General features: G+C 51.6%; 25 protein-coding genes. 22 read left to right on the plus strand and 3 right to left on the minus strand.

Going from position 1 to position 23607, the window contains the following annotated elements; all coding sequences use genetic code 11:
* Window positions 1-96 precede the first annotated feature (96 nt).
* From flhA to BZG73_RS05525, 12 genes are read left to right on the plus strand one after another with little or no spacing between them, the layout of a single operon-like run.
* Complete coding sequence (flhA, locus tag BZG73_RS05470; RefSeq protein ID WP_046074935.1) at window positions 97-2202, plus strand: flagellar biosynthesis protein FlhA; 2106 nt, start codon at window positions 97-99, stop codon at window positions 2200-2202.
* Window positions 2203-2227: 25 nt separating this feature from the next.
* A complete protein-coding gene (flhF, locus tag BZG73_RS05475) occupies window positions 2228-3778 on the plus strand; it encodes a flagellar biosynthesis protein FlhF (protein ID WP_077667781.1) in 1551 nt (516 codons plus the stop codon).
* On the plus strand, window positions 3771-4658 hold the full coding sequence (locus tag BZG73_RS05480) for a MinD/ParA family protein (protein ID WP_046074933.1): 888 nt from the start codon (window positions 3771-3773) through the stop codon (window positions 4656-4658). Before flhF ends, BZG73_RS05480 begins: the two co-directional genes overlap by 8 nt.
* Window positions 4651-5376: an RNA polymerase sigma factor FliA gene (locus BZG73_RS05485; RefSeq protein WP_077667782.1), complete on the plus strand. Its 726-nt coding sequence runs from the start codon at window positions 4651-4653 to the stop codon at window positions 5374-5376. Before BZG73_RS05480 ends, BZG73_RS05485 begins: the two co-directional genes overlap by 8 nt.
* 55 nt (window positions 5377-5431) lie before the next feature.
* Window positions 5432-5800, plus strand: coding sequence for a chemotaxis response regulator CheY (gene cheY, locus BZG73_RS05490; protein WP_046074931.1), 369 nt, complete (start codon window positions 5432-5434; stop codon window positions 5798-5800).
* Window positions 5801-5830: 30 nt separating this feature from the next.
* Window positions 5831-6565 (plus strand): protein phosphatase CheZ, encoded by a 735-nt coding sequence (locus BZG73_RS05495; RefSeq protein WP_046074930.1) that lies wholly within the window; start codon window positions 5831-5833, stop codon window positions 6563-6565.
* Window positions 6566-6574: 9 nt separating this feature from the next.
* Window positions 6575-8809, plus strand: a complete 2235-nt coding sequence (locus tag BZG73_RS05500) for a chemotaxis protein CheA (protein WP_077667783.1) — start codon at window positions 6575-6577, stop codon at window positions 8807-8809.
* An 18-nt stretch (window positions 8810-8827) separates the two neighbouring features.
* Window positions 8828-9964, plus strand: a complete 1137-nt coding sequence (locus tag BZG73_RS05505; protein ID WP_077638741.1) for a protein-glutamate methylesterase/protein-glutamine glutaminase — start codon at window positions 8828-8830, stop codon at window positions 9962-9964.
* A gap of 10 nt (window positions 9965-9974) precedes the next feature.
* Window positions 9975-10757, plus strand: a complete 783-nt coding sequence (locus BZG73_RS05510) for a ParA family protein (protein WP_046074927.1) — start codon at window positions 9975-9977, stop codon at window positions 10755-10757.
* On the plus strand, window positions 10744-11895 hold the full coding sequence (locus BZG73_RS05515) for a chemotaxis protein CheW (RefSeq protein ID WP_077667784.1): 1152 nt from the start codon (window positions 10744-10746) through the stop codon (window positions 11893-11895). Before BZG73_RS05510 ends, BZG73_RS05515 begins: the two co-directional genes overlap by 14 nt.
* A 34-nt stretch (window positions 11896-11929) precedes the next feature.
* The gene (locus BZG73_RS05520; protein ID WP_046074925.1) at window positions 11930-12418 is read left to right on the plus strand and encodes a chemotaxis protein CheW; all 489 of its coding nucleotides are present in this window, start codon (window positions 11930-11932) and stop codon (window positions 12416-12418) included.
* Window positions 12418-12852, plus strand: coding sequence for a DUF2802 domain-containing protein (locus tag BZG73_RS05525; RefSeq protein ID WP_046074924.1), 435 nt, complete (start codon window positions 12418-12420; stop codon window positions 12850-12852). The genes BZG73_RS05520 and BZG73_RS05525 overlap by 1 nt, the downstream gene beginning before the upstream one ends.
* Before the next feature lie 20 nt (window positions 12853-12872).
* Here the strand turns inward: BZG73_RS05525 and BZG73_RS05530 are convergent, their stop codons facing one another.
* Window positions 12873-13172, minus strand: coding sequence for an EscU/YscU/HrcU family type III secretion system export apparatus switch protein (locus BZG73_RS05530; RefSeq protein WP_327294534.1), 300 nt, complete (start codon window positions 13170-13172; stop codon window positions 12873-12875).
* Entirely contained in the window at window positions 13172-13981 is an 810-nt protein-coding gene (locus BZG73_RS05535; protein WP_077667785.1) for a hypothetical protein, read from the minus strand. The genes BZG73_RS05530 and BZG73_RS05535 overlap by 1 nt, the downstream gene beginning before the upstream one ends.
* 120 nt (window positions 13982-14101) lie before the next feature.
* On the opposite strand from BZG73_RS05535, the gene ccmA reads away from it, so the two are divergent.
* The 10 genes from ccmA (at window position 14102) to BZG73_RS05585 (ending at window position 21952) form a co-directional block, all read left to right on the plus strand.
* Window positions 14102-14719, plus strand: a complete 618-nt coding sequence (gene ccmA, locus BZG73_RS05540) for a cytochrome c biogenesis heme-transporting ATPase CcmA (RefSeq protein WP_046074922.1) — start codon at window positions 14102-14104, stop codon at window positions 14717-14719.
* The gene (gene ccmB / locus BZG73_RS05545) at window positions 14716-15384 is read left to right on the plus strand and encodes a heme exporter protein CcmB (RefSeq protein ID WP_077578019.1); all 669 of its coding nucleotides are present in this window, start codon (window positions 14716-14718) and stop codon (window positions 15382-15384) included. Before ccmA ends, ccmB begins: the two co-directional genes overlap by 4 nt.
* 28 nt (window positions 15385-15412) lie before the next feature.
* Window positions 15413-16150: a heme ABC transporter permease gene (locus BZG73_RS05550; protein WP_046074920.1), complete on the plus strand. Its 738-nt coding sequence runs from the start codon at window positions 15413-15415 to the stop codon at window positions 16148-16150.
* Window positions 16150-16356 (plus strand): heme exporter protein CcmD, encoded by a 207-nt coding sequence (gene ccmD, locus BZG73_RS05555; RefSeq protein ID WP_077638738.1) that lies wholly within the window; start codon window positions 16150-16152, stop codon window positions 16354-16356. Before BZG73_RS05550 ends, ccmD begins: the two co-directional genes overlap by 1 nt.
* Entirely contained in the window at window positions 16353-16838 is a 486-nt protein-coding gene (gene ccmE / locus BZG73_RS05560; RefSeq protein WP_046074918.1) for a cytochrome c maturation protein CcmE, read from the plus strand. Before ccmD ends, ccmE begins: the two co-directional genes overlap by 4 nt.
* The gene (locus BZG73_RS05565) at window positions 16835-18799 is read left to right on the plus strand and encodes a heme lyase CcmF/NrfE family subunit (protein WP_077667786.1); all 1965 of its coding nucleotides are present in this window, start codon (window positions 16835-16837) and stop codon (window positions 18797-18799) included. The genes ccmE and BZG73_RS05565 overlap by 4 nt, the downstream gene beginning before the upstream one ends.
* Window positions 18796-19347, plus strand: coding sequence for a DsbE family thiol:disulfide interchange protein (locus BZG73_RS05570; RefSeq protein WP_077665887.1), 552 nt, complete (start codon window positions 18796-18798; stop codon window positions 19345-19347). The genes BZG73_RS05565 and BZG73_RS05570 overlap by 4 nt, the downstream gene beginning before the upstream one ends.
* The gene (locus BZG73_RS05575) at window positions 19344-19910 is read left to right on the plus strand and encodes a cytochrome c-type biogenesis protein (RefSeq protein WP_077667787.1); all 567 of its coding nucleotides are present in this window, start codon (window positions 19344-19346) and stop codon (window positions 19908-19910) included. Before BZG73_RS05570 ends, BZG73_RS05575 begins: the two co-directional genes overlap by 4 nt.
* Window positions 19907-21118: a c-type cytochrome biogenesis protein CcmI gene (gene ccmI, locus BZG73_RS05580; RefSeq protein WP_077667788.1), complete on the plus strand. Its 1212-nt coding sequence runs from the start codon at window positions 19907-19909 to the stop codon at window positions 21116-21118. The genes BZG73_RS05575 and ccmI overlap by 4 nt, the downstream gene beginning before the upstream one ends.
* A 75-nt stretch (window positions 21119-21193) precedes the next feature.
* The gene (locus BZG73_RS05585; RefSeq protein ID WP_046074913.1) at window positions 21194-21952 is read left to right on the plus strand and encodes an MlaA family lipoprotein; all 759 of its coding nucleotides are present in this window, start codon (window positions 21194-21196) and stop codon (window positions 21950-21952) included.
* An 83-nt stretch (window positions 21953-22035) separates the two neighbouring features.
* Here BZG73_RS05585 and BZG73_RS05590 read toward each other — a convergent pair whose 3' ends face one another.
* Entirely contained in the window at window positions 22036-23334 is a 1299-nt protein-coding gene (locus BZG73_RS05590; RefSeq protein ID WP_077667789.1) for an outer membrane protein transport protein, read from the minus strand.
* Window positions 23335-23607 lie beyond the last annotated feature (273 nt).

A 23607-nucleotide genomic window follows, 5' to 3' on the forward strand; every position in this document is an offset into this window, starting at 1 on the left:
CTTTTTTTGGCGTAAAACTTGCTTCCTCTGCATTCCCGTTTTGATTATACGCGGCACCAGGCCCGCGTTCACCAATCATGGATTTGAACGCTTAACATGTTAAAAGCCAACTGGCGATTGCCATTTTCTGACAAAGTGCCTTACCACAGGTTAGGAGCGATGCCGGCTATCGGCGCGCCAGCACTGGTATTAGCGACCTTAGCGATGGTGGTTCTGCCTGTTCCACCGATGCTGCTCGACTTAATGTTCTCATTTAACATTGCATTGTCGCTCGTGGTCTTGCTGGTCACCATTTATACACGGCGCCCACTTGAATTTGCGGCTTTCCCAGCGGTGCTCTTGATTGCAACGTTAATGCGGCTGGCGCTTAACGTTGCTTCCACGCGTGTGGTTTTGCTTTATGGGCACGAGGGCCCGGATGCAGCAGGCCAAGTGATTGGTGCTTTTGGCTCGGTGGTCATTGGTGGTAACTATGCCGTGGGCTTGGTGGTCTTTCTTATCCTGATGATCATTAACTTCATGGTCGTCACCAAAGGTGCGGGCCGGATTTCAGAAGTGACCGCGCGTTTTACCTTGGATGCATTGCCGGGTAAACAAATGGCGATCGATGCCGACTTAAACGCAGGGCTTATCGACCAAGAACAAGCACGGTCACGACGCCAAGAAGTCACGCAAGAAGCGGATTTTTATGGCTCAATGGACGGTGCGTCTAAATTCGTTAAAGGCGATGCCATCGCCGGTATTTTGATCCTTTTCATCAACATTGTGGGTGGCTTGTCTATCGGGATGGGTCAACATGGCTTGGGTTTTTCCGAGGCGTTGGAGGTATATACCTTACTGACCATTGGTGATGGTCTGGTTGCACAAATACCGTCGTTGCTGCTGTCGATAGGCGCCGCCATTATGGTGACGCGACAAAACACCGAAGAAGACATGGGACAACAGGTGGTATTCCAGCTGTTTGATAACCCGCGTGCGTTGATGATTGCCACCGGTATTTTGACGGTGATGGGGCTAGTACCGGGGATGCCTCATGTGCCTTTCTTGCTGCTGGCAGTGATTTGTGGTGGCCTAGCGTACTGGAAATACAAGCAATATCAAAAAGCACAGCAAGCGCCGGAGCAAACCGATCTTCCCGAAGCCGCGCCTGCTAAACCGAAAGAGTTATCGTGGGACGATGTGCAGCCGGTGGATGTTATCGGACTGGAGGTTGGATATCGTCTGATTGCCATGGTCGATCGTGATCAGGGCGGAGAGCTGCTCGACCGAGTCAAAGGCGTACGTAAAAAGCTGTCGCAAGATTTTGGTTTTTTGATCCCACCGGTACATATTCGCGACAACCTTGAACTGCCACCCCATAACTATCGCATCACCTTAATGGGGGTCGCTGTCGGAGAAGCCGAAGTCCACCCTCAACATGAACTCGCGATCAACCCAGGTCAAGTTTTTGGCCCTATCGACGGCGAGCCCACCCAGGATCCGGCTTTCGGCCTTGAGGCGGTTTGGATTGAGCCAAGCCAACGAGAGCATGCTCAAGCACTCGGTTACACCGTAGTTGACTCTGCCACTGTGCTGGCCACCCACCTTAGCCAGATGTTGACCAACAACGCCGAGCGTTTATTGGGTCACGAGGAAGCGCAAAATCTGGTCGATATGTTAGGTAAGCAAGTACCGCGCTTGGTTGAAGGACTGATCCCGGATCAAATTCCGCTCAGTGTGCTAGTCAAAGTACTGCAAAACTTACTGAGTGAAGCGATCCCTATTCGTGATATTCGCACTATCGTGCAAACCATGGCTGAGTATACCGGTAAGAGTCAAGATCCTGACATTTTAACCGCAGCGGTCAGGATTGCATTGCGTCGTCTGATCGTTCAAGAAATCAATGGCAGCGCCCCTGAACTGCCAGTCATTACGCTTGTTCCTGAACTGGAACAGATGTTGCATAAAACTATGCAGGCATCCGGTGGCGAGTCGACAGGGATTGAGCCGGGTCTGGCTGAGCGGTTGCAGTCTTCGTTGGCAGAAGCGACGCAACAACAAGAGTTGCAAGGAGAGCCGGCCGTATTGCTAACGTCTGGCGTGCTACGAGCGACATTGGCGAAATTTGTTAAAAACACAATACCGACGCTACGCGTCTTGTCTTATCAAGAAGTGCCTGATGAAAAACAAATTCGTATCGTCAATGCGGTTGGCAACAATTAACATCGTTTATGAGTAGGGCAGTGCTTTGAAAATAAAACGTTTTTTTGCAAAGGATATGAGAGCAGCGTTAAGCCAAGTGAAAGAAGAACTTGGCGCTGATGCGGTGATCATGTCTAACAAAAAAGTGACAGGCGGCGTAGAAATTGTCGCGGCAGTTGATGCGGATACAGAGCCAATGCCTGATAAGCCCGCACCAAAAGCGCAGCAACAATCTGCTCAGGCTTATTCTCAGGCTCACCGCCAACTTGCGGATGATCAAGTGCAACTGCGTCAACGGCAACAGGCAGGTGGTCGTCAAAACGGTCATACTAAGCGCCCACCTCGTTTTTCTGCCATGTTGGATGAGTACCGTGACCAATCTCAGCCCGCGGAACCAGAAACAGAAGCTGATTCGTTGAGCGCGTTGCTACAACGCCAACAAAAGCAGCCAGCACGGAGCCCATCGCCATCAGGGGCTGACGAGCGGCCCGCCGCGCTAGGACGCGGTTATGAGCCTCGTCGGCAACTTAAAAGTAGCAGTCGTTCTGGCTGGCAAACGGCTGCCAATAAGTCGAGCGGTCCGCATGCATCTTCGTCAACGTCCAAGCCTAAGCTAGATCCATCCCGGTTTGAGGCACGCCAATCCCAGGCTTCTCATCAAGAAATTGATGCAATGCGTCAGGAAATGGCATCAATTCGAAGCTTATTAGAACACCAATTGTCGGGGCTTATGTGGCAAGAGGTAGAGCGGCGAGAGCCGTTACGCGCCATGCTTATCAAACGCTTAGAGCGTATGGGACTATCTTCTGAGCTAGCGGATCAACTGGCCTGTTATATCCCAGAAGAGACACCACCGAATGAGGCGTGGCAAGCGCTCCTTGACTTGGTTGCGGATCAGGTGATCACGGTTGACGAGAATATGCTAGAAACCGGCGGCGTGATTGCACTTCTTGGTCCGACAGGGGTCGGGAAAACCACCACGATTGCTAAGCTGGCGGCGCGAGCCGCGATGGAATTTGGCCCGGAAGATATTGCCTTGGTGACCACAGATACATTCCGTATCGGTGCCCATGAACAGTTAGCCACGTACGGCCGTATTCTTGGTTGCCCCGTTAAAGTGGCTAAAGATGCCGATGAGCTTGCCGACATCCTTTATCAGCTGCGTTATAGACGCTTGATATTGCTAGATACCGCCGGGATGGGGCAGCGTGATCTTCGCTTGTCGGAACAGCTCGATACCCTGATGCAAAATAGTGGCTCGCATATTCGTAGCCTACTGGTGTTACCGGCGACATCACAACGCCGCGTATTGCAAGAAACCATTGAACATTTTCGCCGCATCCCGTTATCGGGATGTGTTCTGACCAAACTCGATGAATCGCTCAGCCTCGGTGAACTGTTGTGTGTCACCATCGAAAATGCCCTGCCTGTGGCCTACTTAGCCGACGGGCAACGTGTGCCGGAAGATATCCGCCAAGCCACGGGACAGTTCCTGGTTGGCAAAGCCAGTGAAATGTTGGAGTCAGGTGCGGATCAGCACAATCACTTCTGGAACAGTGATGTCCCAGAGTCGAATGGGGCGGACTTTTATGATTGAGACAAGCATGCAAGATCAAGCAAGCGGCCTGCGCCGTTTAACCAATCCGTCACGCACCAAGGTTATTACCGTAACCGGGGGAAAAGGTGGCGTAGGAAAAACCAATGTCACGCTGGGAATGGCCGCGTCTATGGCTCGCCAAGGGAAAAAAGTCATGGTATTGGATGCCGACCTTGGCCTCGCCAATGTGGATGTGTTACTTGGCCTAAGAGCGGGCAAAAATCTGTCTCATGTGCTTCAAGGCGTCTGTGATCTGAAAGATATTATTCTCGAAGGTCCGCACGGTATGAAAATCGTACCTGCATCGTCTGGTCTTCAAGGTATGACGGAGCTCACACCGGCGCAACATGCTGGTTTAATTCGCGCTTTTGGTACACTCGAAGAAGAGGTTGATGTACTCTTAGTGGATACTGCCGCGGGGATTTCAGACATGGTACTGAGTTTCTCGCGCGCCGCACAAGATGTCGTCATTGTGGTCTGTGATGAACCTACATCAATTACTGATGCGTATGCATTGATTAAAGTACTCAGCCGTGAACATGGTGTGACACGCTTTAAAGTTGTTGCAAATATGGTCAGAAGCTACCGTGAAGGACGAGACTTGTTCACAAAATTAACGCGAGTCACTGAAAGGTTTCTCAATGCTAATCTAGAATTAGTAGCATGTGTTCCCGTTGACGAAAGGGTGAGGCAAGCAGTGAGAAAACAAAAAGTTGTCATTGACGCATTTCCTCGCTCGCCCGCATCATTGGCAATGAATGCGCTGGCGAACAAAGCGCTGACTTGGCCGGTGCCGCGAAATCCGGGAGGCCATCTGGAGTTTTTTGTTGAGCGGTTGCTTATCAAAAATGATGACGCAGGAGAGTTAGTTCGTGAATAGAGCGCTCACGTATAGCCGCACAGGGGCAGATCGCCAAGCGGTACTTGAGCGTTATTCGAGTTTGGTCAAGCGCATCGCGCATCACTTGATGGGGCGCTTGCCACCGAGTGTTCAAGTAGAAGATTTGATCCAAGCTGGTATGGTCGGCCTCCTTGAGGCACAGCAAAATTATGACCCCTCCAAAGGGGCGAGTTTTGAAACTTATGCCGGTATTCGAATTCGCGGTGCTATGCTGGATGATATGCGCCGCGGTGACTGGGTGCCACGGTCTGTCCACAAGGCGAGTCGTTCAATCAGTGATGCTATCGCATCGCTAGAAAAAGCGTTAGGTCGGGATCCAACCGACGTGGAGGTTRCAGAAAAGCTTGATATGAGCTTAGAGCAGTACCATCAGGCGCTTAACGATGTAAACTGTGGACGTTTGATCGGGATGGATGATCTGGGCGTCTCTGAAGATGCATTCACAACAGAGAGTCGCCGTAATGACAACACTCCCTTTCAGGGTGTTGCGGAAGACAGTTTCAAAGCCGCATTAGCGGCGGCGATCAAAAGTCTTCCTGAAAGAGAGGCGCTGGTGCTATCTCTTTATTATGATGAGGAATTAAACCTCAAAGAGATAGGAGCAGTGATAGGGGTCAGTGAATCCCGGGTCTGTCAGATTCAAAGTCAGGCTACGCAACGTTTGAGAGCTAAGCTATCCGCTTGGCATAGTGAGTAAGTAACTGTTTCGACAATAAAACGAGACCTCACCGGAGGCAACCTTGGATAAAAACATGAAAATTCTCGTTGTTGATGATTTTTCAACAATGCGCCGTATCGTAAAGAATCTTCTTCGTGACTTAGGTTTCAACAATACCGTTGAAGCGGATGACGGCTTAACCGCGCTGCCAATCCTCAAAAAAGGCGGTATTGATTTTGTCGTGACCGATTGGAATATGCCTGGTATGCAGGGGATTGACTTGCTTAAAGAAATCCGTAAGGACGGCGATCTTAAGCACCTGCCTGTATTGATGATCACCGCTGAGGCGAAGCGCGAGCAAATTGTAGAAGCCGCGCAAGCAGGGGTGAACGGTTACATTGTTAAACCTTTTACTGCCGCTACGTTGAAAGAAAAGCTCGATAAGATTTTCGAGCGTATGTAATTCGCAAGCGCACAGTAAGAAGGAACCGCCATGATCAATCTGGACCAAGCGAAACAATTGGTCGCGTATCTTGAAAACGGAGAGCAAGATAACGCTAATACGCTTCTTACCGAAATAGCGAAAGAAGCGCGTGACCCACTGTTTAATGAAGTGGGGAAGCTCACCCGCCAATTACATGACTCAATTACTGACTTTCGTTTGGATCCTAGAGTGAGTGATTTGGCCAACGTGGATATCCCTGACGCTCGCGACAGGCTCACGTATGTCATGCAGAAAACCGAATTGGCCGCCAACAAAACCATGGATTCGGTTGAACGAACCATGCCGATAGCAAGCGAGCTGCAAGACAACTTGCAAGCTGTTCGTCCCAACTGGAACAGCCTGATGCGCGGTGAGATTGCCTTGGATGAGTTCAAGTCGTTGTGTCACAACATTGACGAACTCTTGACCCAAGTAGAAGGGGGCGCGACAGAATTGCACGCGCACCTGACTGAAATCCTCATGGCACAAGACTTTCAAGACTTAACCGGCCAAGTGATTCGGCGCGTGATTGAATTGGTGCAAGAAGTTGAGCAACAGCTGGTAGAAATACTTACCGCCTTTGGCATGGATAGCGCTGCGATTGACGCAGCACCGGCGAAAAAAGCAGATGATACCACCGATAAGTCAGCCCCTGAGGGTCCTGTGATTCACCCTGAAGAGCGCGATGACGTGGTTCACAGCCAAGATGATGTTGACGATTTATTATCGAGTTTGGGTTTTTAGAGGTGCGCTATGAGCTTTGAGATGGATGAAGAAATCCTTCAGGACTTTTTGATTGAAGCGGGAGAGATCCTCGAGCAGATGTCTGAGCAGCTGGTCGATTTGGAGCGTGCCCCTGATGATGCAGACTTACTAAACAGTATTTTCCGTGGCTTCCACACGGTAAAAGGTGGCGCGGGCTTTCTTGGCTTAAATGCGCTGGTCGATACGTGCCACGGTGCTGAAAACGTCTTTGATAACTTGCGTAATCACGGGCGTGAGTTGACATCGGATGTGATGGATACCATTTTGCAGGCGCTGGACACCGTCAATGATCAATTCGCCGCGGTACAAAACCGCGAAGAGCCAGTGCCAGCCGATGGTGCCTTGCTCGAAGCACTGCACCGCTATGCGAAACCCGCGAGTGAAGATGAGGCTGTGGCGGAAGAGCCTGCACCTGAACCAGACCCCGAGCCAGAACCCGAACCCGAACCTGAGGCGTCTGAAAGTGACGCATCAAGCCAGGACGACAGTGCGATCAGTGGCGACTCCGTGGATGAGATCACCCAAGATGAATTCGACAAGTTGCTCGATCAGCTCCATGGTGAGGGAAAAGCACCCACGGCGTCTGATTCAGCATCCGAAAAGCCTGAGGTGGTGGAAAGCACTGAGGCCGATAGCGGCGATATTACCGACGACGAGTTCGAAAAACTGCTTGATGATTTGCACGGTGCAGGTAAAGGCCCTGCTGGAGGGGCAAGCGACACCAGCAATGAAAGTCCATCAGCGCCATCGGATAAGCCCGCTTCGGCGTCGTCCCAATCTGGTGGTGATGAGCTGATTGATGACGACGAGTTTGAAAAGCTCTTGGATGATTTGCACGGTAAAGGCAAAGGCCCCGCCGCCGAAGCGGAGAAAGCGAAAGCGGATGCCGATAAGGTGGATGCGCAAGCCAAACCTCAGCCAAAGCCGGAGCCTGCGCCCACACAAAAAGCGAGCAAGCCTGAGCCCGCGAAAGAAAGCACACCGAAAAGTGCCGGCGCGGGCGGTAAAGCCCCTGCGGCGGCAGAAAAGGCACCTGAGAAGAAGCCACCGGCCGCCCCTCAACAAGAGCAAACGGTACGAGTTAATACCTCCACGCTTGACGGCATTATGAATATGGTTGGTGAGCTGGTGTTGGTGCGTAACCGCTTAGTGAGCCTGGGCCAAAGCAGCAACGATGAAAGCATGGCCAAGGCGGTTACCAACCTAGATGTGGTTACTGCCGACTTGCAAGGCGCGGTGATGAAAACGCGTATGCAGCCAATTAAAAAAGTATTTGGCCGCTTCCCCCGCGTTGTCCGTGACTTAGCACGTAGCTTGAAAAAAGAAATCGTCCTGGAAATGCAGGGCGAAGAAACCGATCTGGATAAAAACCTGGTCGAAGCGCTGGCTGACCCTATGGTCCACTTGGTACGTAACTCGGTGGATCACGGTATTGAAATGCCTGATGAGCGTGAAAAAGCGGGTAAACCTCGTGTCGGTACCATCACCCTCAAAGCGTCACAAGAAGGGGATCATATTCTCCTGACCATTGCTGATGACGGTGGCGGTATGGATGCTGAAAAGCTGAAGAGCATCGCGGTTGACCGTGGTGTCCTTGATGCAGAAGCGGCGGCTCGCTTAAGTAATAGTGAAGCGTACAACCTGATTTTTGCTCCTGGCTTTTCAACCAAAACCGAGATTTCCGATATTTCTGGTCGTGGTGTGGGGATGGATGTGGTGAAAACCGGCATCACCAAGCTTAATGGCTCGATTAATATCGACTCTGAGCTCGGCCGAGGGACGGTTCTGGAAATCAAGGTACCATTGACACTGGCGATATTGCCAACCCTCATGGTCGGCGTCGGTGATAACCCGTTTGCGTTCCCTCTGTCGAATGTCAGTGAAATTATCAGTTTGGATATGTCCAGAACCAATACGGTTGATGGCCAGCTAACCTTAATCGTACGCGATAAAGCGATCCCACTGTTCTTCTTGCAAGATTGGTTGTGTAAAGGATCAACTGATATCGATAAAACCAAGGGGCATGTGGTGATCGTGCAAATCGCGCATCAACGCATCGCGTTTGTGGTAGACACCTTGTTTGGTCAAGAGGAGGTGGTCATTAAGCCACTTGACGAACTACTTCAAGGGACGCCGGGAATGGCAGGGGCAACCATCACCAGTGATGGTCATATTGCTCTGATCTTGGATGTGCCCAACCTGTTGAAACATTACGCAGGTTAATTTGAGAAAAGGACGCCCATGGCAGTAAAAGTATTGGTGGTAGATGACTCCAGTTTCTTCCGTCGCCGTGTTAGTGAAATCATCAATGCCGATCCGAGAATGGAGGTCATTGATAGTGCAGTGAATGGCAAGGAAGCGGTGGAAAAAACCGCCCAACTCAAGCCTGACGTTGTCACTATGGATGTGGAGATGCCAGTACTTGATGGTATCTCGGCGGTGCGCCAGATCATGGCGCAAACGCCCACACCAATTTTGATGTTTTCATCGTTGACGCATGATGGGGCGAAAGCCACGTTAGATGCACTTGAAGCTGGGGCGCTCGACTTTCTTCCTAAAAAGTTTGAGGACATCGCTCGCAATCGCGAAGAAGCGACCAGTTTACTGCAACAGCGCGTACTCGAAATTGCGCGTAAACGGCCGGTACTTCGACGTGCGACGCGCCCATCCTCCCCAGGCAGTACCGGGCAAACGGCTTCGCCATCGGGCGGTGTGCGCACGCCTGCGCGCCCAGCGTCCCGCCCTGCGGCGGGGGCGAGTGCGCCGTCCAAGGCGCCAGCGCGATTTACCGCCACAGGTAAACGTTACCAATTGATGGCGATTGGTACGTCGACCGGTGGCCCCGTTGCGCTGCAAAAAGTACTGACCAAGCTACCTGCAAACTTTCCGCTGCCGATTGTTTTGATTCAACATATGCCTGCCACATTCACATCGGCGTTTGCGCAGCGCCTGAATGGACTGAGCAAAATCACTGTCGTTGAAGCGAAAGATGGGGACACGCTCAAACCTGGGCACGCCTACCTGGCGCCGGGGGGGATGCAAATGATGATTGATGGCAGACCAGGCGCGGCACGTCTAAAAATTCTCGACGGCGGCGAGCGGATGAATTACAAGCCTTGTGTGGATGTTACCTTTGGCTCCGCCGCTAAAATATATGGCGATAAGGTTCTGTCGATGGTGCTCACCGGTATGGGCGCAGATGGTCGAGAGGGCGCACGTATGCTAAAAAGCGCGGGGGCAACTATCTGGGCACAGGACGAGGAAAGCTGTGTCGTTTATGGCATGCCGCAAGCAGTGGCGAAAGCGGGTATCTCGTCGGAAGACTTACCGCTGGAGAGGATCGCCGAACGCATCATGGTTGAGCTGAATTTAAAATAAGGAGTGGGGCTTGATAGTCTGGAGTATCGCCAACCAAAAGGGCGGTGTTGGTAAGACAACCACCACGGTGACATTGGCAGGATTGATCAGTGAACGTAAGAAACGTGTCCTGCTAGTGGATACGGATCCACACGCTTCTCTCTCGACCTATTTGAATTTTGATTCAGAGCAGCTGCCAGCGAGCTTGTTTGATTTGTTTCAACTACAAACTGTCAATAAAGAGACGGTGAAGCCGCTCATTGTCAAAACACAGTTTGAGAATATGGACTTAATTCCTGCACACATGTCGCTGGCGACGTTAGACCGTGTGATGGGGAACCGGGGTGGCATGGGGTTGGTGCTAAAAAAAGCACTGGATGCATTGGCTGACGAATATGACTATGTGTTGATTGATTGCCCACCGATTTTGGGCGTGATGATGGTCAACGCGTTGGCGGCCAGTCATCGTGTATTGATCCCGGTTCAGACCGAGTTTTTGGCGATGAAAGGGTTGGAACGTATGATGCGCACGTTGCAGATCATGCAAAAGTCTCGTAGCTCTAACTTTAATCTCACTATCATTCCAACCATGTACGACAAGCGTACGCGGGCATCGCTGGAAACCCTACAGGAGCTTAAAATTCGCTATAGCGATCAGGTCTGGGCCTCAGCCGTGCCTATCGATACTAAGTTTCGAGATGCAAGCTTAAAGCATATGCCAGCGTCTTTCTATGCGAAAAATTGCCGCGGTGTATTTGCCTACAAAACTCTATTAACCTATTTGGAGCGACTGGAGCAGGATGAACAAGCATAATGCCCTATCCAGTGGTCAAGCGCTCGACGATTACTTTGAGGCCCTGCTGGATGACTTAGGTGAGGTAGCCCAACCAGGCAAACAGCCTGTAGAGCCCGCTCGTGCCACGCCGGAGGTGTCGTCTGCATCGTACCTCGGTGATGCTTCTCCACGGCTTCAGCCACAACCTGTCACGGAGGCAGTAACACCAGAACCGGTCGCGTATGCTGAACCAGAGCGTGACTTGGCGGAAGTTGAGCGGTTACTTGCCCAGCTCAAAGTCGATGAAGAGGCGGAGCTGGAAGCGAAAACGGCGACCCAAACTGAGGAAGACGTTGCCCAAGAGACGGCCGAGCAGGTTGTCGATCCTGTTGTGGAAGAGGCACAAGAGCAAACCCTTGAAACCTATACCATGGCCGATTGGGGGCTTGATGTTGAGGAGCAGGTTCAGGTAGACGAGGCGGTCCCTGAGGTAGAAACTCTTACCGAGACCGAGACCGAGACCGAGACCGAGACCGAGACCGAGACCGAGACCGAGACCGAGACCGAGACCGAGACCGAGGTCAGCGTAGAGGCCGACGCCGTTGCCCCTGAAGCCGATATCGGGGTGACTGAAGAGCTTGAGCAAGCAGCTCACACGCAGGAAACAGTGGAGGCTGACACCCAAGCGGGAGAAGATCTTCCTCCTACTCAATGGGAAAATGCTGAAACGGAAGCAGAGTTTCAGGTATTATTCTTTGAAAGTATGGGCGTGACCTACGCGGTCCCTTTAGCCGAACTTGGCGGTATTCATCAATTGGGCGAGTGCAATCGCCTTATCGGTCGGCCTGATTGGTATCTAGGATTACAGACAGAAAAGCAACAACAGCTTGATGTTGTCGATACCGCTCGCTGGGTGATGCCAGAAAAACTGGCAGATAATCAGCACAGGGACGACTATAATTATATTGTGATTCTGGGCGATAGTAAGTGGGGGCTGGCGTGTGATCAGTTACTCGGCACCCAGGCGCTCAGTGGCAAAGCGATTCGCTGGCGAAAACAAGCGGGAAAGCGGCCTTGGCTAGCGGGCATGGTAAAAGAAAAAATGTGTGCTCTGATCCATGTTCAAGCATTTATTGCTATGTTAAATCAGGGGATTGACGCCAAGGCGATGGCGTAATAACTAGTTACACAGCGCGTAAAGAGGAAAATCAATGTCTCAGGTAGCTGAAGTTCAAAAAGAAGGCGTCAATGACGAGGTGTTGCAGTGGGTTACTTTTCAGCTCGAAGAAGAGACCTACGGCATTAATGTGATGCAGGTGCGTGAAGTGCTGCGTTACACCGAAATTGCACCCGTACCGGGCGCCCCTGACTATGTATTAGGTATTATCAACTTGCGCGGCAACGTCGTTACCGTGATCGACACGCGTTCACGTTTTGGCTTAGCCTCTACCGAAGTGACGGATAATACCCGCGTGATCGTTATCGAAGCCGAGACCCAAGTGATTGGTATTATGGTTGATAGCGTCGCGGAAGTGGTGTATCTGAAAACATCAGAAATCGATACCACGCCAAGTGTTGGCACTGAAGAAAGCGCTAAGTTTATTCAAGGCGTGAGCAATCGCAATGGCGAGCTTCTTATCTTGGTTGATCTCAACAAGCTGTTGACCGACGAAGAATGGAATGAGATGGCAATGCTGTAATGATGGAGCTTGTGCTGACGTGGTCGCCTGTTGCTGTGACGGTGGTGTTTGCCATCGTTGCTTTATGGCGCCTTCGCGCAGAAAAGCGTGCCAGGCAGCGACTAGAGAATAAGCTGCAAGCTATGGAAACCGTGCTCAAGAGTGCGCGTCAACGCCATGACAGCTTAGCGAAGCAATTTAATGAATTGCGGGCAGGTAGCATGGGGATGGGGCAGAAGCTCGCCGATTTATCTGCCAATGTGGATGAGTTGTTAGAAAAGCATGTTGAGCTTGAAATGCAGGATTCGGAAAGCCGTCTCTATAGTCGAGCCAGTAAAATGGTTGATTTGGGCGCGGATGTTGACGAGTTAATGCAAGAGTGTGATCTCCCCAAAGCAGAGGCCGAATTGCTGCTTAATCTGCGTAAACGACAAGCTGCCAATCAGCAGCGCTAACCACCCAAGCTTTCCGATACCTATACCAAGGTGTCTATCGGTGTATGTCCCTGCCAGCCTGGCGGGGTCTTTCCTTCCAGTACCCAAGCGTACGCAATCAATTCGGCAATCACTCGATAGAGCTCAGGTGGAATCTCATCATCTTTATCTAATCGGTCTAGCCAGGCGAGTAAATGAGCATCTTGATGAATGAGTGCACCTTGTTCACTCAAGGCCTCAATCAGCTCCAGTGCGAGTTTATCCGTGGCTTTTGCTTTGACTTTTGGGGCATGGTAGCCGTCATACCCGAGAGCCACTGCTCGTTTTTTATCTTTCATCATTAAACCCTCATGGAAATGCCAGCGGCTGGCACATCACTCTCTGATTCTGGTCCGGTTTCATCGATCTCTTCACTGATCGCTATATCTAAGGCAATCGCTTGATGCGCAAACCGCTCACTGAGCCAGTCAAGCGTTTGATGAATGCGGTGTTTGAGTGTCGTTGTCGGTGCGGTCAGTGTGAGTGCTCTTTCGTGCTTGGACAAGGTTAAGTCGGCACGGACAAATTGGTGCCTAACGGGAAGATATAGGCGAACGTGCCACTGAACCGTTTCCTCAGCGGAGGGGGATGTTTGTTCACCTTGTTTTTTTGCCGTGACACGAACGGGCGGCCGCTGGAGATCGGAAAAAGGTAATACCCATTGCCATTCGCCAGGGCGTGATGACTCAGCCACTCTTTGCTCGGCCATCAGTCTTAATGCACCCGTAAGATTATCGCCCTCTGACTGGGGCGAGAGCCATTGCTTGAGTAGTGTGGCAAGCAACTTATCGGCAGGGCGTTGTGTGAGCCACTGGACAATGGTGTCTGAACTGGTTCCCTGTTGATGGCCGGGAGTGGGAAGCGTCCAAGCGGTAAGTAGTGATTGCATTAACGCTTGGGTTGATGCCGGTTGTTGTCTCATGGTGGCAGTCAGTGCAGGTAACAAATGTAACTGGGCTAACACATCGGCCAACCCTGTGCTGGCCGCGGTATGAATTAGGGTAAATTGTGCCTGCGACAGCGCGCGGCCATCGATTGATGGCAAGGACGGTGAGGCGATGGCTGCGGGTTTTACCATCAAATGCTGTAGATTGGTTGGTGCAATCTTCATGGTTTCTCACAATTATTTACGCGAGTCACACTTTGCAACCCTGTGGTAACTAACAGTCATTTTGACCATTGTGGTACTATGCGTCCACTTTTGTAACACAAGCAGGATGCAACATTTGTCATGTTGGAAGTGAAACAGCTTTGCTGTGTTCGTGATGACCGAGTGTTGTTTGATGCGCTGACATTCTCTCTGGCTCCTGGTGATCTCGTACAAGTAGAAGGCCCAAATGGAGCAGGCAAAACCACATTATTGCGTATCATCGCTGGCCTTGGGGTGGCGGACAGTGGCGAGGTCTGTTGGCAGCAGCAGGCGATCACCCAACAACGCGATGCCTTTTATCGCGATCTTCTTTTTTTAGGTCACACCACAGGGGTCAAGCGCGAACTCACCGCGTTTGAAAATCTGGCCTATTACATGCAGATGCATGGACGGTGTGATCATGATGCAATTTGGCAAGCACTTGCCAAGGTCGGTTTGGCGGGGCGTGAGGATATCCCCGCGGGACAGCTGTCTGCGGGACAAAACCGGCGCGTTGCCCTCGCACGGCTTTGGTTAAGTGACCGGAGATTGTGGATTCTCGATGAGCCGCTGACGGCGATTGATAAACAAGGGGTGAAAGTGCTTGAAGCTGTTTTTGAGCGGCATGTGCAACAAGGCGGAATGGTGCTATTTACCACTCACCAGGACATGTTTGTGGGTCACCCGCTATTGCGTCGTATTCGTTTGGGGGCGCAATGATCAAAGCGATGTGGTTGATTATTCGCCGAGAGTTAAAAGTCGCTTTTCGTCAGCCGGCTGATAGTCTAAACCCTTTGTGGTTTTTTATTATTGTGATCACCTTATTCCCGCTCGGTGTTGGGCCTGGCCCTCAGTTACTGCAGACCATCGCCCCCGGCATTATCTGGGTCGCGGCATTACTGTCTGCACTGCTGTCACTTGAGCGTTTGTTCCGTGATGACTACCTTGATGGGTCGCTTGAGCAAATGATGTTGATGCCCGTCCCCTTGCCGCTGTTAGTGATTGCTAAAGTCATTGCCCACTGGTTATTGACCGGCTTGCCCTTGTTATTAGTCAGCCCAGTGTTGGCGTTATTGCTATCGCTAGATGGGGTCCAGTATCAAGCGGTGGTGATGACCCTATTGTTGGGCACGCCCACATTGAGTTTTGTTGGCGCGATCGGGGTTGCCTTAACAGTGGGTCTTCGCAAGGGAGGTGTTCTTCTGAGCTTGCTGATCCTCCCGCTTTATATTCCTGTACTGATTTTTGCCACCTCAGCAATTGATATGGCGGGATTCGGTGCAGACATCAATGGACAGCTGGCGATCCTTGGCGCCATGTTGGCTGGGTCCGTCACCCTGGCCCCCTTTGCTATCGCCGCCGCGTTGCGTGTGAGCGTGAACTAATTATTAATCAGGAAGTAGAGCAATTGTCATGTGGAAGTGGCTTCACCCTTACGCAAAGCCGGAAGTGAGCTACCGGCTGTGTGGAAAACTTCTCCCTTGGTTTGCTGTGTTGGCAGGCTTGAGCTTGGTTGTGGGCATGGTTTGGGGCTTAGCCTTCGCGCCAGCAGACTACCAACAAGGCGATAGTTTTCGCATTATCTATATTCATGTCCCTGCCGCTATTTGGTCGATGGGCGCCTATATGTCGATGGCCATCGCGGCGTTTATTGGTCGTGTTTGGCAGTTAAAAATGGCGGATTGGGCGGTGGGTGCTATTGCACCAGTGGGGGCAGTGTTCACCTTTATCGCCTTAGTCACTGGGGCCATTTGGGGCAAGCCCATGTGGGGCGCGTGGTGGGTGTGGGATGCACGCCTCACGTCTGAGTTAATTCTATTGTTCCTCTACATTGGCGTCATGGCTTTGTATAACGCGTTTGACGATGCACGCACGGCCTCGCAAGCGGCGGGGATCTTGGCGATGGTGGGGGTGATTAACCTGCCTATTATCCACTTTTCGGTTGAATGGTGGAACACGCTGCATCAAGGCGCCACGATCACTAAGTTTGCCCGCCCCTCGATCGACCCTGGGATGCTTTGGCCGTTACTTGTTTGTTTATTAGGCTTTGCCTGCTTTTTTGTCGCCTTGACCTTGATGGGACTGCGTAATCAAATTTTATTAAGAGAGTCTCACCGGCCTTGGGTACGCGCACTGGCGGAGGGGAAATAATGCATTTTGAGAGTTTTAGTGCGTTTTTAGCGATGGGAGGCTATGCCGCTTATGTCTGGAGCGCATTTGGTATCACGGCGGCTGCGATGCTGGCACTCATCCTTGGTTATCGACGGACACATAAAAAACGCCTGCAAGCGGTCAAACAGCAAATTGCCCGTGAGCAGCGAATAAAAGATGCACAAGCACTGGAGAACACATTATGACGCCCCGACGTAAAAAACGGTTGTGGATCACGTTAGCGTTGCTAATTGGTGTTTCGACCACTATCGGTTTGGTTTTGTATGCCTTGAACCAAAATATGGATCTGTTCTACACACCGACTGAAATCGTGCAAGGCAAGCCGGATGGAAGCAAGCCCGAGGTGGGCCAGCGCTTAAGAATTGGCGGCATGGTGGTGGAAGGTTCAGTGAAGCGCGATCAGGAATCGTTGCAAATTCAGTTTGATGTTGCCGATGTGGGTCCCGCCGTCACCGTGACGTATGAAGGTATTTTGCCGGACCTTTTTCGCGAGGGGCAAGGTATTGTCGCCCAAGGCGTGCTGGTTAACTCACGCACTGTGAAAGCGAGTGAGGTGTTGGCTAAGCATGATGAAGAGTATATGCCGCCTGAGATAGCCGAGGCGATGGAAAAGAATCATCAGCCGCTTGAATACACAGAGGAGCAAAAACAAGGTAGTCAGTTATGATTGTTGAGCTCGGGCATTATGCGTTAATCCTGTCGTTGGGACTGGCGCTGTTATTGAGTTTCTATCCGCTGTATGGCGCCAATCAAGGCCATGAAGGGATGATGAAAATGGCGCGCCCTCTTTCGGTGGGGATGTTCGCCATGTTGCTGTTTTCTTTTATCGCGTTGAGTTGGGCATTTTATACCAACGACTTTACGGTGGCCTATGTCGCGAGCAACTCCAACAGCGCCTTGCCTTGGTACTATCGCTTAACCGCAGTTTGGGGGGCGCACGAGGGGTCACTGTTACTTTGGGTGCTGATTCAGGCACTTTGGACCGTGGCGGTGGCGGTATTTAGCCGTGGCATGCCGTTGTCTTCGGTCGCACGGGTATTGGCCGTGATGGGAATGATTTCGGTCGGTTTCTTGTTGTTTATTATTCTTACCTCGAACCCGTTTGACCGAACCTTGCCTTATTTCCCCGTCGACGGGCGTGACCTCAACCCATTGTTGCAAGATCCGGGACTCATTGTGCATCCTCCTATTTTGTACATGGGGTATGTAGGTTTTTCGGTCGCCTTTGCGTTTGCTATTGGTTCACTGCTCGCGGGACGTTTGGACACCGCGTGGGCGCGCTGGTCGCGTCCTTGGACCACCGCCGCATGGTTATTTTTAACCTTAGGCATCGCGCTCGGCTCTTGGTGGGCTTATTACGAGCTTGGCTGGGGCGGCTGGTGGTTTTGGGATCCAGTCGAAAATGCCTCATTCATGCCTTGGCTGGCGGGTACCGCTTTGATGCACTCATTGGCGGTGACAGAGAAACGGGGCACCTTTAAAGCGTGGACCGTGTTACTCGCCATTTCTGCGTTCTCACTCAGCTTGTTAGGGACATTCTTGGTGCGCTCTGGGGTGTTGGTATCGGTGCATTCGTTCGCCTCCGATCCGGCGCGTGGCTTGTTTATTCTTGGCTTTCTTGTGGTGGTGATTGGTGGTTCATTGCTGCTTTATGCGATGCGCGCCTCTGAGATCAAAGGGCGCACTAAGGTGTCGTTCATTTCACGAGAAAATGCCTTGCTGGTTAACAATACCTTGTTAATGACAGCGCTTGTCATTGTCCTCATTGGCACCTTATTGCCGCTTGTGCACAAGCAGTTGGGCCTTGGCTCGGTGTCGATTGGCGAGCCCTTCTTTAACTTCCTGTTTGCGTGGCTGATGCTACCGTTTGCCTTTTTCCTCGGCATTGGACCTTTGATTCGCTGGAAGCGTGACAAGCTGTCAACCTTAGCCAAACCGATGCTCGTGAGTGGTATTGCGGCTGTTGTTCTAGGTGTCGGTGCCATCGCAACCTTAGCGGACAGTTTCAAAGCGATGGCGGCAATGGGCGTAACCATGGCGCTGTGGATCACCTTCCTGCATGGCTATGAGCTTCACTTGCGTGCTACCCATCGTCATGCCTTTACGGTAGGGATTAAAAAACTGGGGCGCAGCCATTGGGCCATGGTGCTGGGTCATATCGGCCTTGCGATCACCATTATTGGGGTGGCAATGGTTGAGAATTATGACATTGAGCGTGATGTCAAAATGGCGCCGGGCAGCAGCGTCACTTTGCAAGGTTATACCTTTAAGTTTACCGACTTATCAGACAAGCAAGGGCCTAACTACCAGGGTTACGTGGCCTCGTTTGATGTATACCGTGGTGACACCTTTATCAACCATTTGGATGCCGAAAAGCGGTTCTATTCAGTGCAGCGCTCGATGATGACTGAAGCGACCATCGATCGTGGCTTAACGCGTGACCTATACATCGCTATGGGTGAAGAGTTGCCTGATGGCTCATGGGCAATGCGACTTTACTACAAACCCTTTGTGCGTTGGATTTGGTTTGGTGCCATTGTCATGGCGCTGGGTGGTGCGCTGGCGATCAGCGATAAGCGCTACCGGTTTCGTAGCAAGCGGGTACCCAAGCAGGAGGCCAGCGTATGAAGAAGGTACTTTGGTTTTTGCCATTATTGGCGTTTGCGGCACTGGCGGGCTTTTTCGTCGCTCAGCTCGACAACAACGCCAAAGGGGATGATCCGACTAAGCTGGAGTCAGTCTTGGTCGGTAAACCCGTGCCCGCTTTTCATCTCGAGGATCTACAAACGCCGAGCAAGGAGTATGACCAGGCCATTTTCACAGGCGAACCATTGCTGCTTAACGTGTGGGCCACCTGGTGTCCGACCTGTTATGCCGAACACCAGTTTTTGAATAAACTGGCGGCACAAGGGGTAAAAATCATTGGGCTTAATTACAAAGATGATAGGCAAAAAGCGGTCAAATGGCTGAACAATCTGGGCAACCCCTATCAGATTAGTTTGTACGACGGTGATGGGATGTTAGGGCTTGATTTGGGTGTGTACGGTGCTCCTGAAACGTTTTTGATTGATGCTAACGGCGTGATTCAGTACCGGCACGTGGGTGATGTGAACGCTCGTAATTGGCAAGAGACCCTCAAGCCGAAGTTCGACGCATTGAAGGAGGTTGACGGATGAAGCGACTGATCCTACTCAGCGTGCTGTGGCTGAGCGCGACCTTGGCGTTAGCGAATGCGATTGACGTGTACCAATTCGACTCGGCCGAGCAAGAGGCTCGGTTTCGTGCCCTCACCAGTGAGTTACGCTGTCCCAAGTGTCAAAATAACAGCATTGCCGATTCTAACGCCGAGCTTGCGCAGGATTTACGCCAAAAAGTGCACCAAATGTTACAGCAAGGTCGGACGGATGAAGAGATTCGCAGCTTTATGATCGCGCGTTACGGCAACTTTGTGACTTACAATCCGCCCGTCACCGCATCAACTGTGATTCTATGGCTGGCGCCTGCGCTGGTGCTGATGTCTGGCGTGGGGGTGATGATAGTGCGCAGCCGACGTGCCAAGCAGACCATCAATCACGCGTTGAGCGATGAGGAGCAGCAACGACTCGATGCGCTGTTGTCATCGACAAAAGGGGATGATGATTCACCTGCAGGCACCTCAGCAACGAACATGGATACCCCCGCGGAGCAACCGGCGTCATCTGAGCATGCGTCAACCCAGCAAAATAAGGAGCCAAAATGATTGAGTTTTGGGGCGCGACCTTGGTGTTTTTTGTCCTTGGCGCAGTGATGTTTTTGTGGCCCCTTTGGCAAAAAAGTGAGCACGATCATCAAGGGAGCCGTGATGCACTCAATAAAGCCTTTTACTTTGACCGTGTGGAAGAAATTGAAGCGGAAAGTGCTGAAGGCTTAATCGATAATGCGCGCGATCTGAGGCAGGATCTGCAGCAGTCATTGCTGGACGATATCCCAGAAAAGGAGAAAGCCAAACAAGCGCGTCATTTACGCCTGACGCCGATGCAGTGGGTGCCAGGTTTAGTCGTACTGGCGGTGGTCAGCTTCGGCTTGTATGGCATTGAGGGCAGTGCCAACCAAGTAGCGCAGTGGCAACAAACTGCCCAACAGTTACCGTCATTGTCCGAGCGTCTACTGGACAATGAACAGCCGCTGACGCAACAAGAGATGCAAGACTTAACCTTGGCGCTGCGCACACGCTTGCAGCATGAGCCGACCGATAGTACAGGGTGGCTGTTGTTGGGTCGTATTGGCCTTGCTAATCGAGACGGTGAAACGGCCAAAGGCGCAATGGAAAAAGCCTATGCTTTGGCGCCTTCACAACCTGATGTTCAAGTCGGGCTGGCGCAAGCCTTGTTGTTTGCCGGTGATGAGGCAGACAGTGTGCGGGCACAGAATTTATTAAAATCCGTGGTGAAAGCGGATCCCTTTAATCTGCAGGCGATGTCGTTGCTCGCTTATCAAGCGTTCGAGCAAGGGCGATATCAAGATGCCATTGCCACGTGGAAGGCGATGAAAACCTTGATAGGCAGTGACGATCCGCGTAACCAGACGTTAGATCAGTCGATCGCACGCGCGAAGCTAGCGCTTAACAGCGCCGATGGTGCGAAAGTCGCGGTAACAGTGGCACTGGGTCAGCAAGTGCAGTTACCCCAGGACGGCGTGGTGATTATTTCCGCGCATGCATCGGCAAACTCACCGATGCCAATCGCGGCCAAGCGCCTGCCTTTATCGAAGTTTCCCTTGTCTGTAGATTTGGCAGACACTGACAGCTTAAATCCTAATCAGGCGTTATCCTCGTATGATAAGGTGGTGATTCGGGCGCGGATTGACCAAGACGGCAATGTGGCCACCAAGCAAGGTGATTGGATTGGGCAGAGTTCTGAGGTAAGCGTGGGCAGCCAGGCTGAACTGGTTATCGACAAACAGCAATAACCAAGACAGAATAGTCATCATTGTTAGCAAGGCTGGGCATTCCCAGCCTTTCATTATGTAGAGGAATGCCATTTAATGTGGAAACGTCTGTGTTTGATGGTGGCGGTACTTGGCCTGCTAACCGGTTGTGTATCACGTCCACCAGGGGCAGAGCCGCACCCTGAAGACCCGCTAGAAGGCTTTAACCGTGCGATGTGGACGGTCAATTACGATTACTTGGATCCCTATGTCGCGCGCCCCGTCTCGATTGCGTATGTCGATTATGTGCCGAGCCCCGTGCGTACCGGGATTTCTAACTTTTTGGGCAACCTCGAAGAGCCTGCCAGTTTTTTGAATAGTTTGATCATGCTGGAAGGTGAGAAAGCCGCGACCCATTTTAACCGCTTTTGGATAAATACTCTTTTTGGCTTGGGTGGCTTGATTGATATCGCGTCAGCGGCTGATATTCAAAAATATGATCAGCGCGAATTTGGTGATGCGATCGGACACTATGATGTGGGAACGGGCGCGTACATTATGCTGCCTGGCTATGGCCCCACCTCGGTGAGAGAAGGCGCGGGCGAAGTCGTTGATGGCCTGTATCCGCCGCTTGCGTTACTTACCCTGCCGCAGTCGGTTTTAAAATGGATGTTTGATGGGATGGAGTCGCGCGCCGCGTTAGTGTCTCAGGAGTCGCAATTGGATAACTCACCGGACCCTTACGCGTTTGCCCGTGAGGCTTACTTGCAAAACCGTCGCTATCGCGCCAAAGGGGATGAAGCGCTTGAGCAACAACCTGCTTTGGATGATGAGTTTCTCGACGATTTTATCGATGATATCGATGCCGCGCCGTAAATCAGCGTAAGCGAGTTAGGTAAAACGCGATAAAAAACACCACGGCCAAAGCCGTGGTGTTTTTGTTAGATAAGGCGTGATGCTTAGAAACGATAGCTGGCTTGCACGCCGACTAACCACACATTACCGGTGGTTTCGCCTTCAAAGTTACCACCAAACGCTGAGCCTGACTGGTCGGACTCAATACCATCACGCGGCTCTTTCACCGGGGCATCTTTGGCAAACACATAGGTAAACGCCGCATCTAGCGTGAGCTCGGGGGTCACGTTATAGCCGGCGCCCACACTCAACCACGTCCGGTCAGTTTCTGGGATAGTCAGGGTGCGGTTTTTATCGCTTACCGCCGACGTGTCATAGGCAACGCCTGAGCGCAACGTCAGTTTCTGATCCCACTGATAGGTGGTGCCGATGGCAAAGCGATAGTTATCTTCCCAGTTTTCTACTTTCACCATCTTTGGATCACTCGAAAGGGAGGGAATGCTCGCCTCGAGTTTGTCAAAGCTGCTCCACTCGGTCCAGTTAATACTGGTGTGTATCGCCCACTGCTCAGTCAGTTGATGCAACGAAGAGAGCTCGGCGGTCGCGGGGAGGGTGAGATCCATACTGCCTGAATAGTGACGGTTTGGATTACTTGAGTCATAGCTTAACCCTTCGGCATGCCCTTCAAGTGTTAGATCAACCTCTGAGCGATAGTTAACGCCGACCCGGTGCTTGTCATCGATGTCGTACACAGCACCCAATTGCCAACCCCATGCGCGGTCATCGCCTTCCATGTATTTAAGGGTAGTCCCTTTCGGATATGGGCCGTATTGCGCGCTACTTTTCGCTCCAATACTGCCTTCCCCCAACACATAGCGGATACCGGCGCCGAGGCGTAATTGCTCGGTGGCTTTCCAAGCGATATTAGGGTTGATTTCAAAGGTAGTCACCGCCGCTTCGTTACCAAACTGAGTCCCAGTAAAGTCATTGCCTAAATCGGTTTCCATGCCAAAGTTGGTCGCCAGGGCTAAGCCTGCGGTAAAGCGATCGTCGATTTGATGGGCAAAATAGAAATTAGGGATCACGGCATCATGAGCAACATCATCGGTTGACGTTGCAGTCTTTTTACCATTCGAGATGTTTGTGTTTGTCCCATCAATATCAACGTTAGGGTTCACGTAGATGCCACCGGCTGATACTTGCGTGTCGGCAAGGTAGCTTAATAGCGCAGGGTTACGAAATTGCGCACTGGCGTTATCCGCCATTGCTGCTTCCCCTGCGAAAGCGCGGCCAAGGCCGGTTGCTGAGGTTTCTGCGAGCTGAAAACCGGCACTGTGTGCGGTCGTGGAAAGAGAGCCGAGCGCGGTGGCGACGGCAAGATAAACGATCTTATTATTTTTCATCTGCTTACTTGTTCGCTGTATAAAGGGAGGCCTAGAGTAAAAGCTCGCGTGCGTAAATCAATTTATCGCTACGATAAAGGGTAAAAACAAAATAATGAAACAACAAAAAACGAGTTTTTAGTGTTTTTGTCTGCTGTGTTGGCGGGGATTTAAGCGACGAAAGATGAACTCAGCGCACACCTGTTACACATTAGGAGGCGAAAAGTCGTTGGCGCGGAAGGGAAAATCACAGCATGCGCCCTCTCTGCCTGCCGAGAGGGCGTACAATGCGCG

Origin of the sequence: Salinivibrio siamensis, assembly GCF_001996005.1 — a bacterium.
In the GTDB taxonomy this organism is placed as follows: Bacteria; Pseudomonadota; Gammaproteobacteria; order Enterobacterales; family Vibrionaceae; genus Salinivibrio; species Salinivibrio siamensis.

What these genes read in the sequence shown, in the direction of transcription:
- BZG73_RS05530 (WP_327294534.1), bottom strand. Translation starts at nt 13,172, where the DNA reads ATGATGAAAGATAAAAAACGAGCAGTGGCTCTCGGGTATGACGGCTAC.
- ccmI (WP_077667788.1), top strand. Translation starts at nt 19,907, where the DNA reads ATGATTGAGTTTTGGGGCGCGACCTTGGTGTTTTTTGTCCTTGGCGCA.
- BZG73_RS05550 (WP_046074920.1), top strand. Translation starts at nt 15,413, where the DNA reads ATGTGGAAGTGGCTTCACCCTTACGCAAAGCCGGAAGTGAGCTACCGG.
- ccmD (WP_077638738.1), top strand. Translation starts at nt 16,150, where the DNA reads ATGCATTTTGAGAGTTTTAGTGCGTTTTTAGCGATGGGAGGCTATGCC.
- BZG73_RS05585 (WP_046074913.1), top strand. Translation starts at nt 21,194, where the DNA reads ATGTGGAAACGTCTGTGTTTGATGGTGGCGGTACTTGGCCTGCTAACC.
- BZG73_RS05515 (WP_077667784.1), top strand. Translation starts at nt 10,744, where the DNA reads ATGAACAAGCATAATGCCCTATCCAGTGGTCAAGCGCTCGACGATTAC.
- cheY (WP_046074931.1), top strand. Translation starts at nt 5,432, where the DNA reads ATGAAAATTCTCGTTGTTGATGATTTTTCAACAATGCGCCGTATCGTA.
- BZG73_RS05590 (WP_077667789.1), bottom strand. Translation starts at nt 23,334, where the DNA reads ATGAAAAATAATAAGATCGTTTATCTTGCCGTCGCCACCGCGCTCGGC.
- BZG73_RS05565 (WP_077667786.1), top strand. Translation starts at nt 16,835, where the DNA reads ATGATTGTTGAGCTCGGGCATTATGCGTTAATCCTGTCGTTGGGACTG.
- BZG73_RS05525 (WP_046074924.1), top strand. Translation starts at nt 12,418, where the DNA reads ATGATGGAGCTTGTGCTGACGTGGTCGCCTGTTGCTGTGACGGTGGTG.
- ccmA (WP_046074922.1), top strand. Translation starts at nt 14,102, where the DNA reads ATGTTGGAAGTGAAACAGCTTTGCTGTGTTCGTGATGACCGAGTGTTG.
- BZG73_RS05500 (WP_077667783.1), top strand. Translation starts at nt 6,575, where the DNA reads ATGAGCTTTGAGATGGATGAAGAAATCCTTCAGGACTTTTTGATTGAA.
- BZG73_RS05495 (WP_046074930.1), top strand. Translation starts at nt 5,831, where the DNA reads ATGATCAATCTGGACCAAGCGAAACAATTGGTCGCGTATCTTGAAAAC.
- BZG73_RS05575 (WP_077667787.1), top strand. Translation starts at nt 19,344, where the DNA reads ATGAAGCGACTGATCCTACTCAGCGTGCTGTGGCTGAGCGCGACCTTG.
- BZG73_RS05480 (WP_046074933.1), top strand. Translation starts at nt 3,771, where the DNA reads ATGATTGAGACAAGCATGCAAGATCAAGCAAGCGGCCTGCGCCGTTTA.
- BZG73_RS05570 (WP_077665887.1), top strand. Translation starts at nt 18,796, where the DNA reads ATGAAGAAGGTACTTTGGTTTTTGCCATTATTGGCGTTTGCGGCACTG.
- flhA (WP_046074935.1), top strand. Translation starts at nt 97, where the DNA reads ATGTTAAAAGCCAACTGGCGATTGCCATTTTCTGACAAAGTGCCTTAC.
- ccmE (WP_046074918.1), top strand. Translation starts at nt 16,353, where the DNA reads ATGACGCCCCGACGTAAAAAACGGTTGTGGATCACGTTAGCGTTGCTA.
- BZG73_RS05520 (WP_046074925.1), top strand. Translation starts at nt 11,930, where the DNA reads ATGTCTCAGGTAGCTGAAGTTCAAAAAGAAGGCGTCAATGACGAGGTG.
- BZG73_RS05505 (WP_077638741.1), top strand. Translation starts at nt 8,828, where the DNA reads ATGGCAGTAAAAGTATTGGTGGTAGATGACTCCAGTTTCTTCCGTCGC.
- BZG73_RS05535 (WP_077667785.1), bottom strand. Translation starts at nt 13,981, where the DNA reads ATGAAGATTGCACCAACCAATCTACAGCATTTGATGGTAAAACCCGCA.
- ccmB (WP_077578019.1), top strand. Translation starts at nt 14,716, where the DNA reads ATGATCAAAGCGATGTGGTTGATTATTCGCCGAGAGTTAAAAGTCGCT.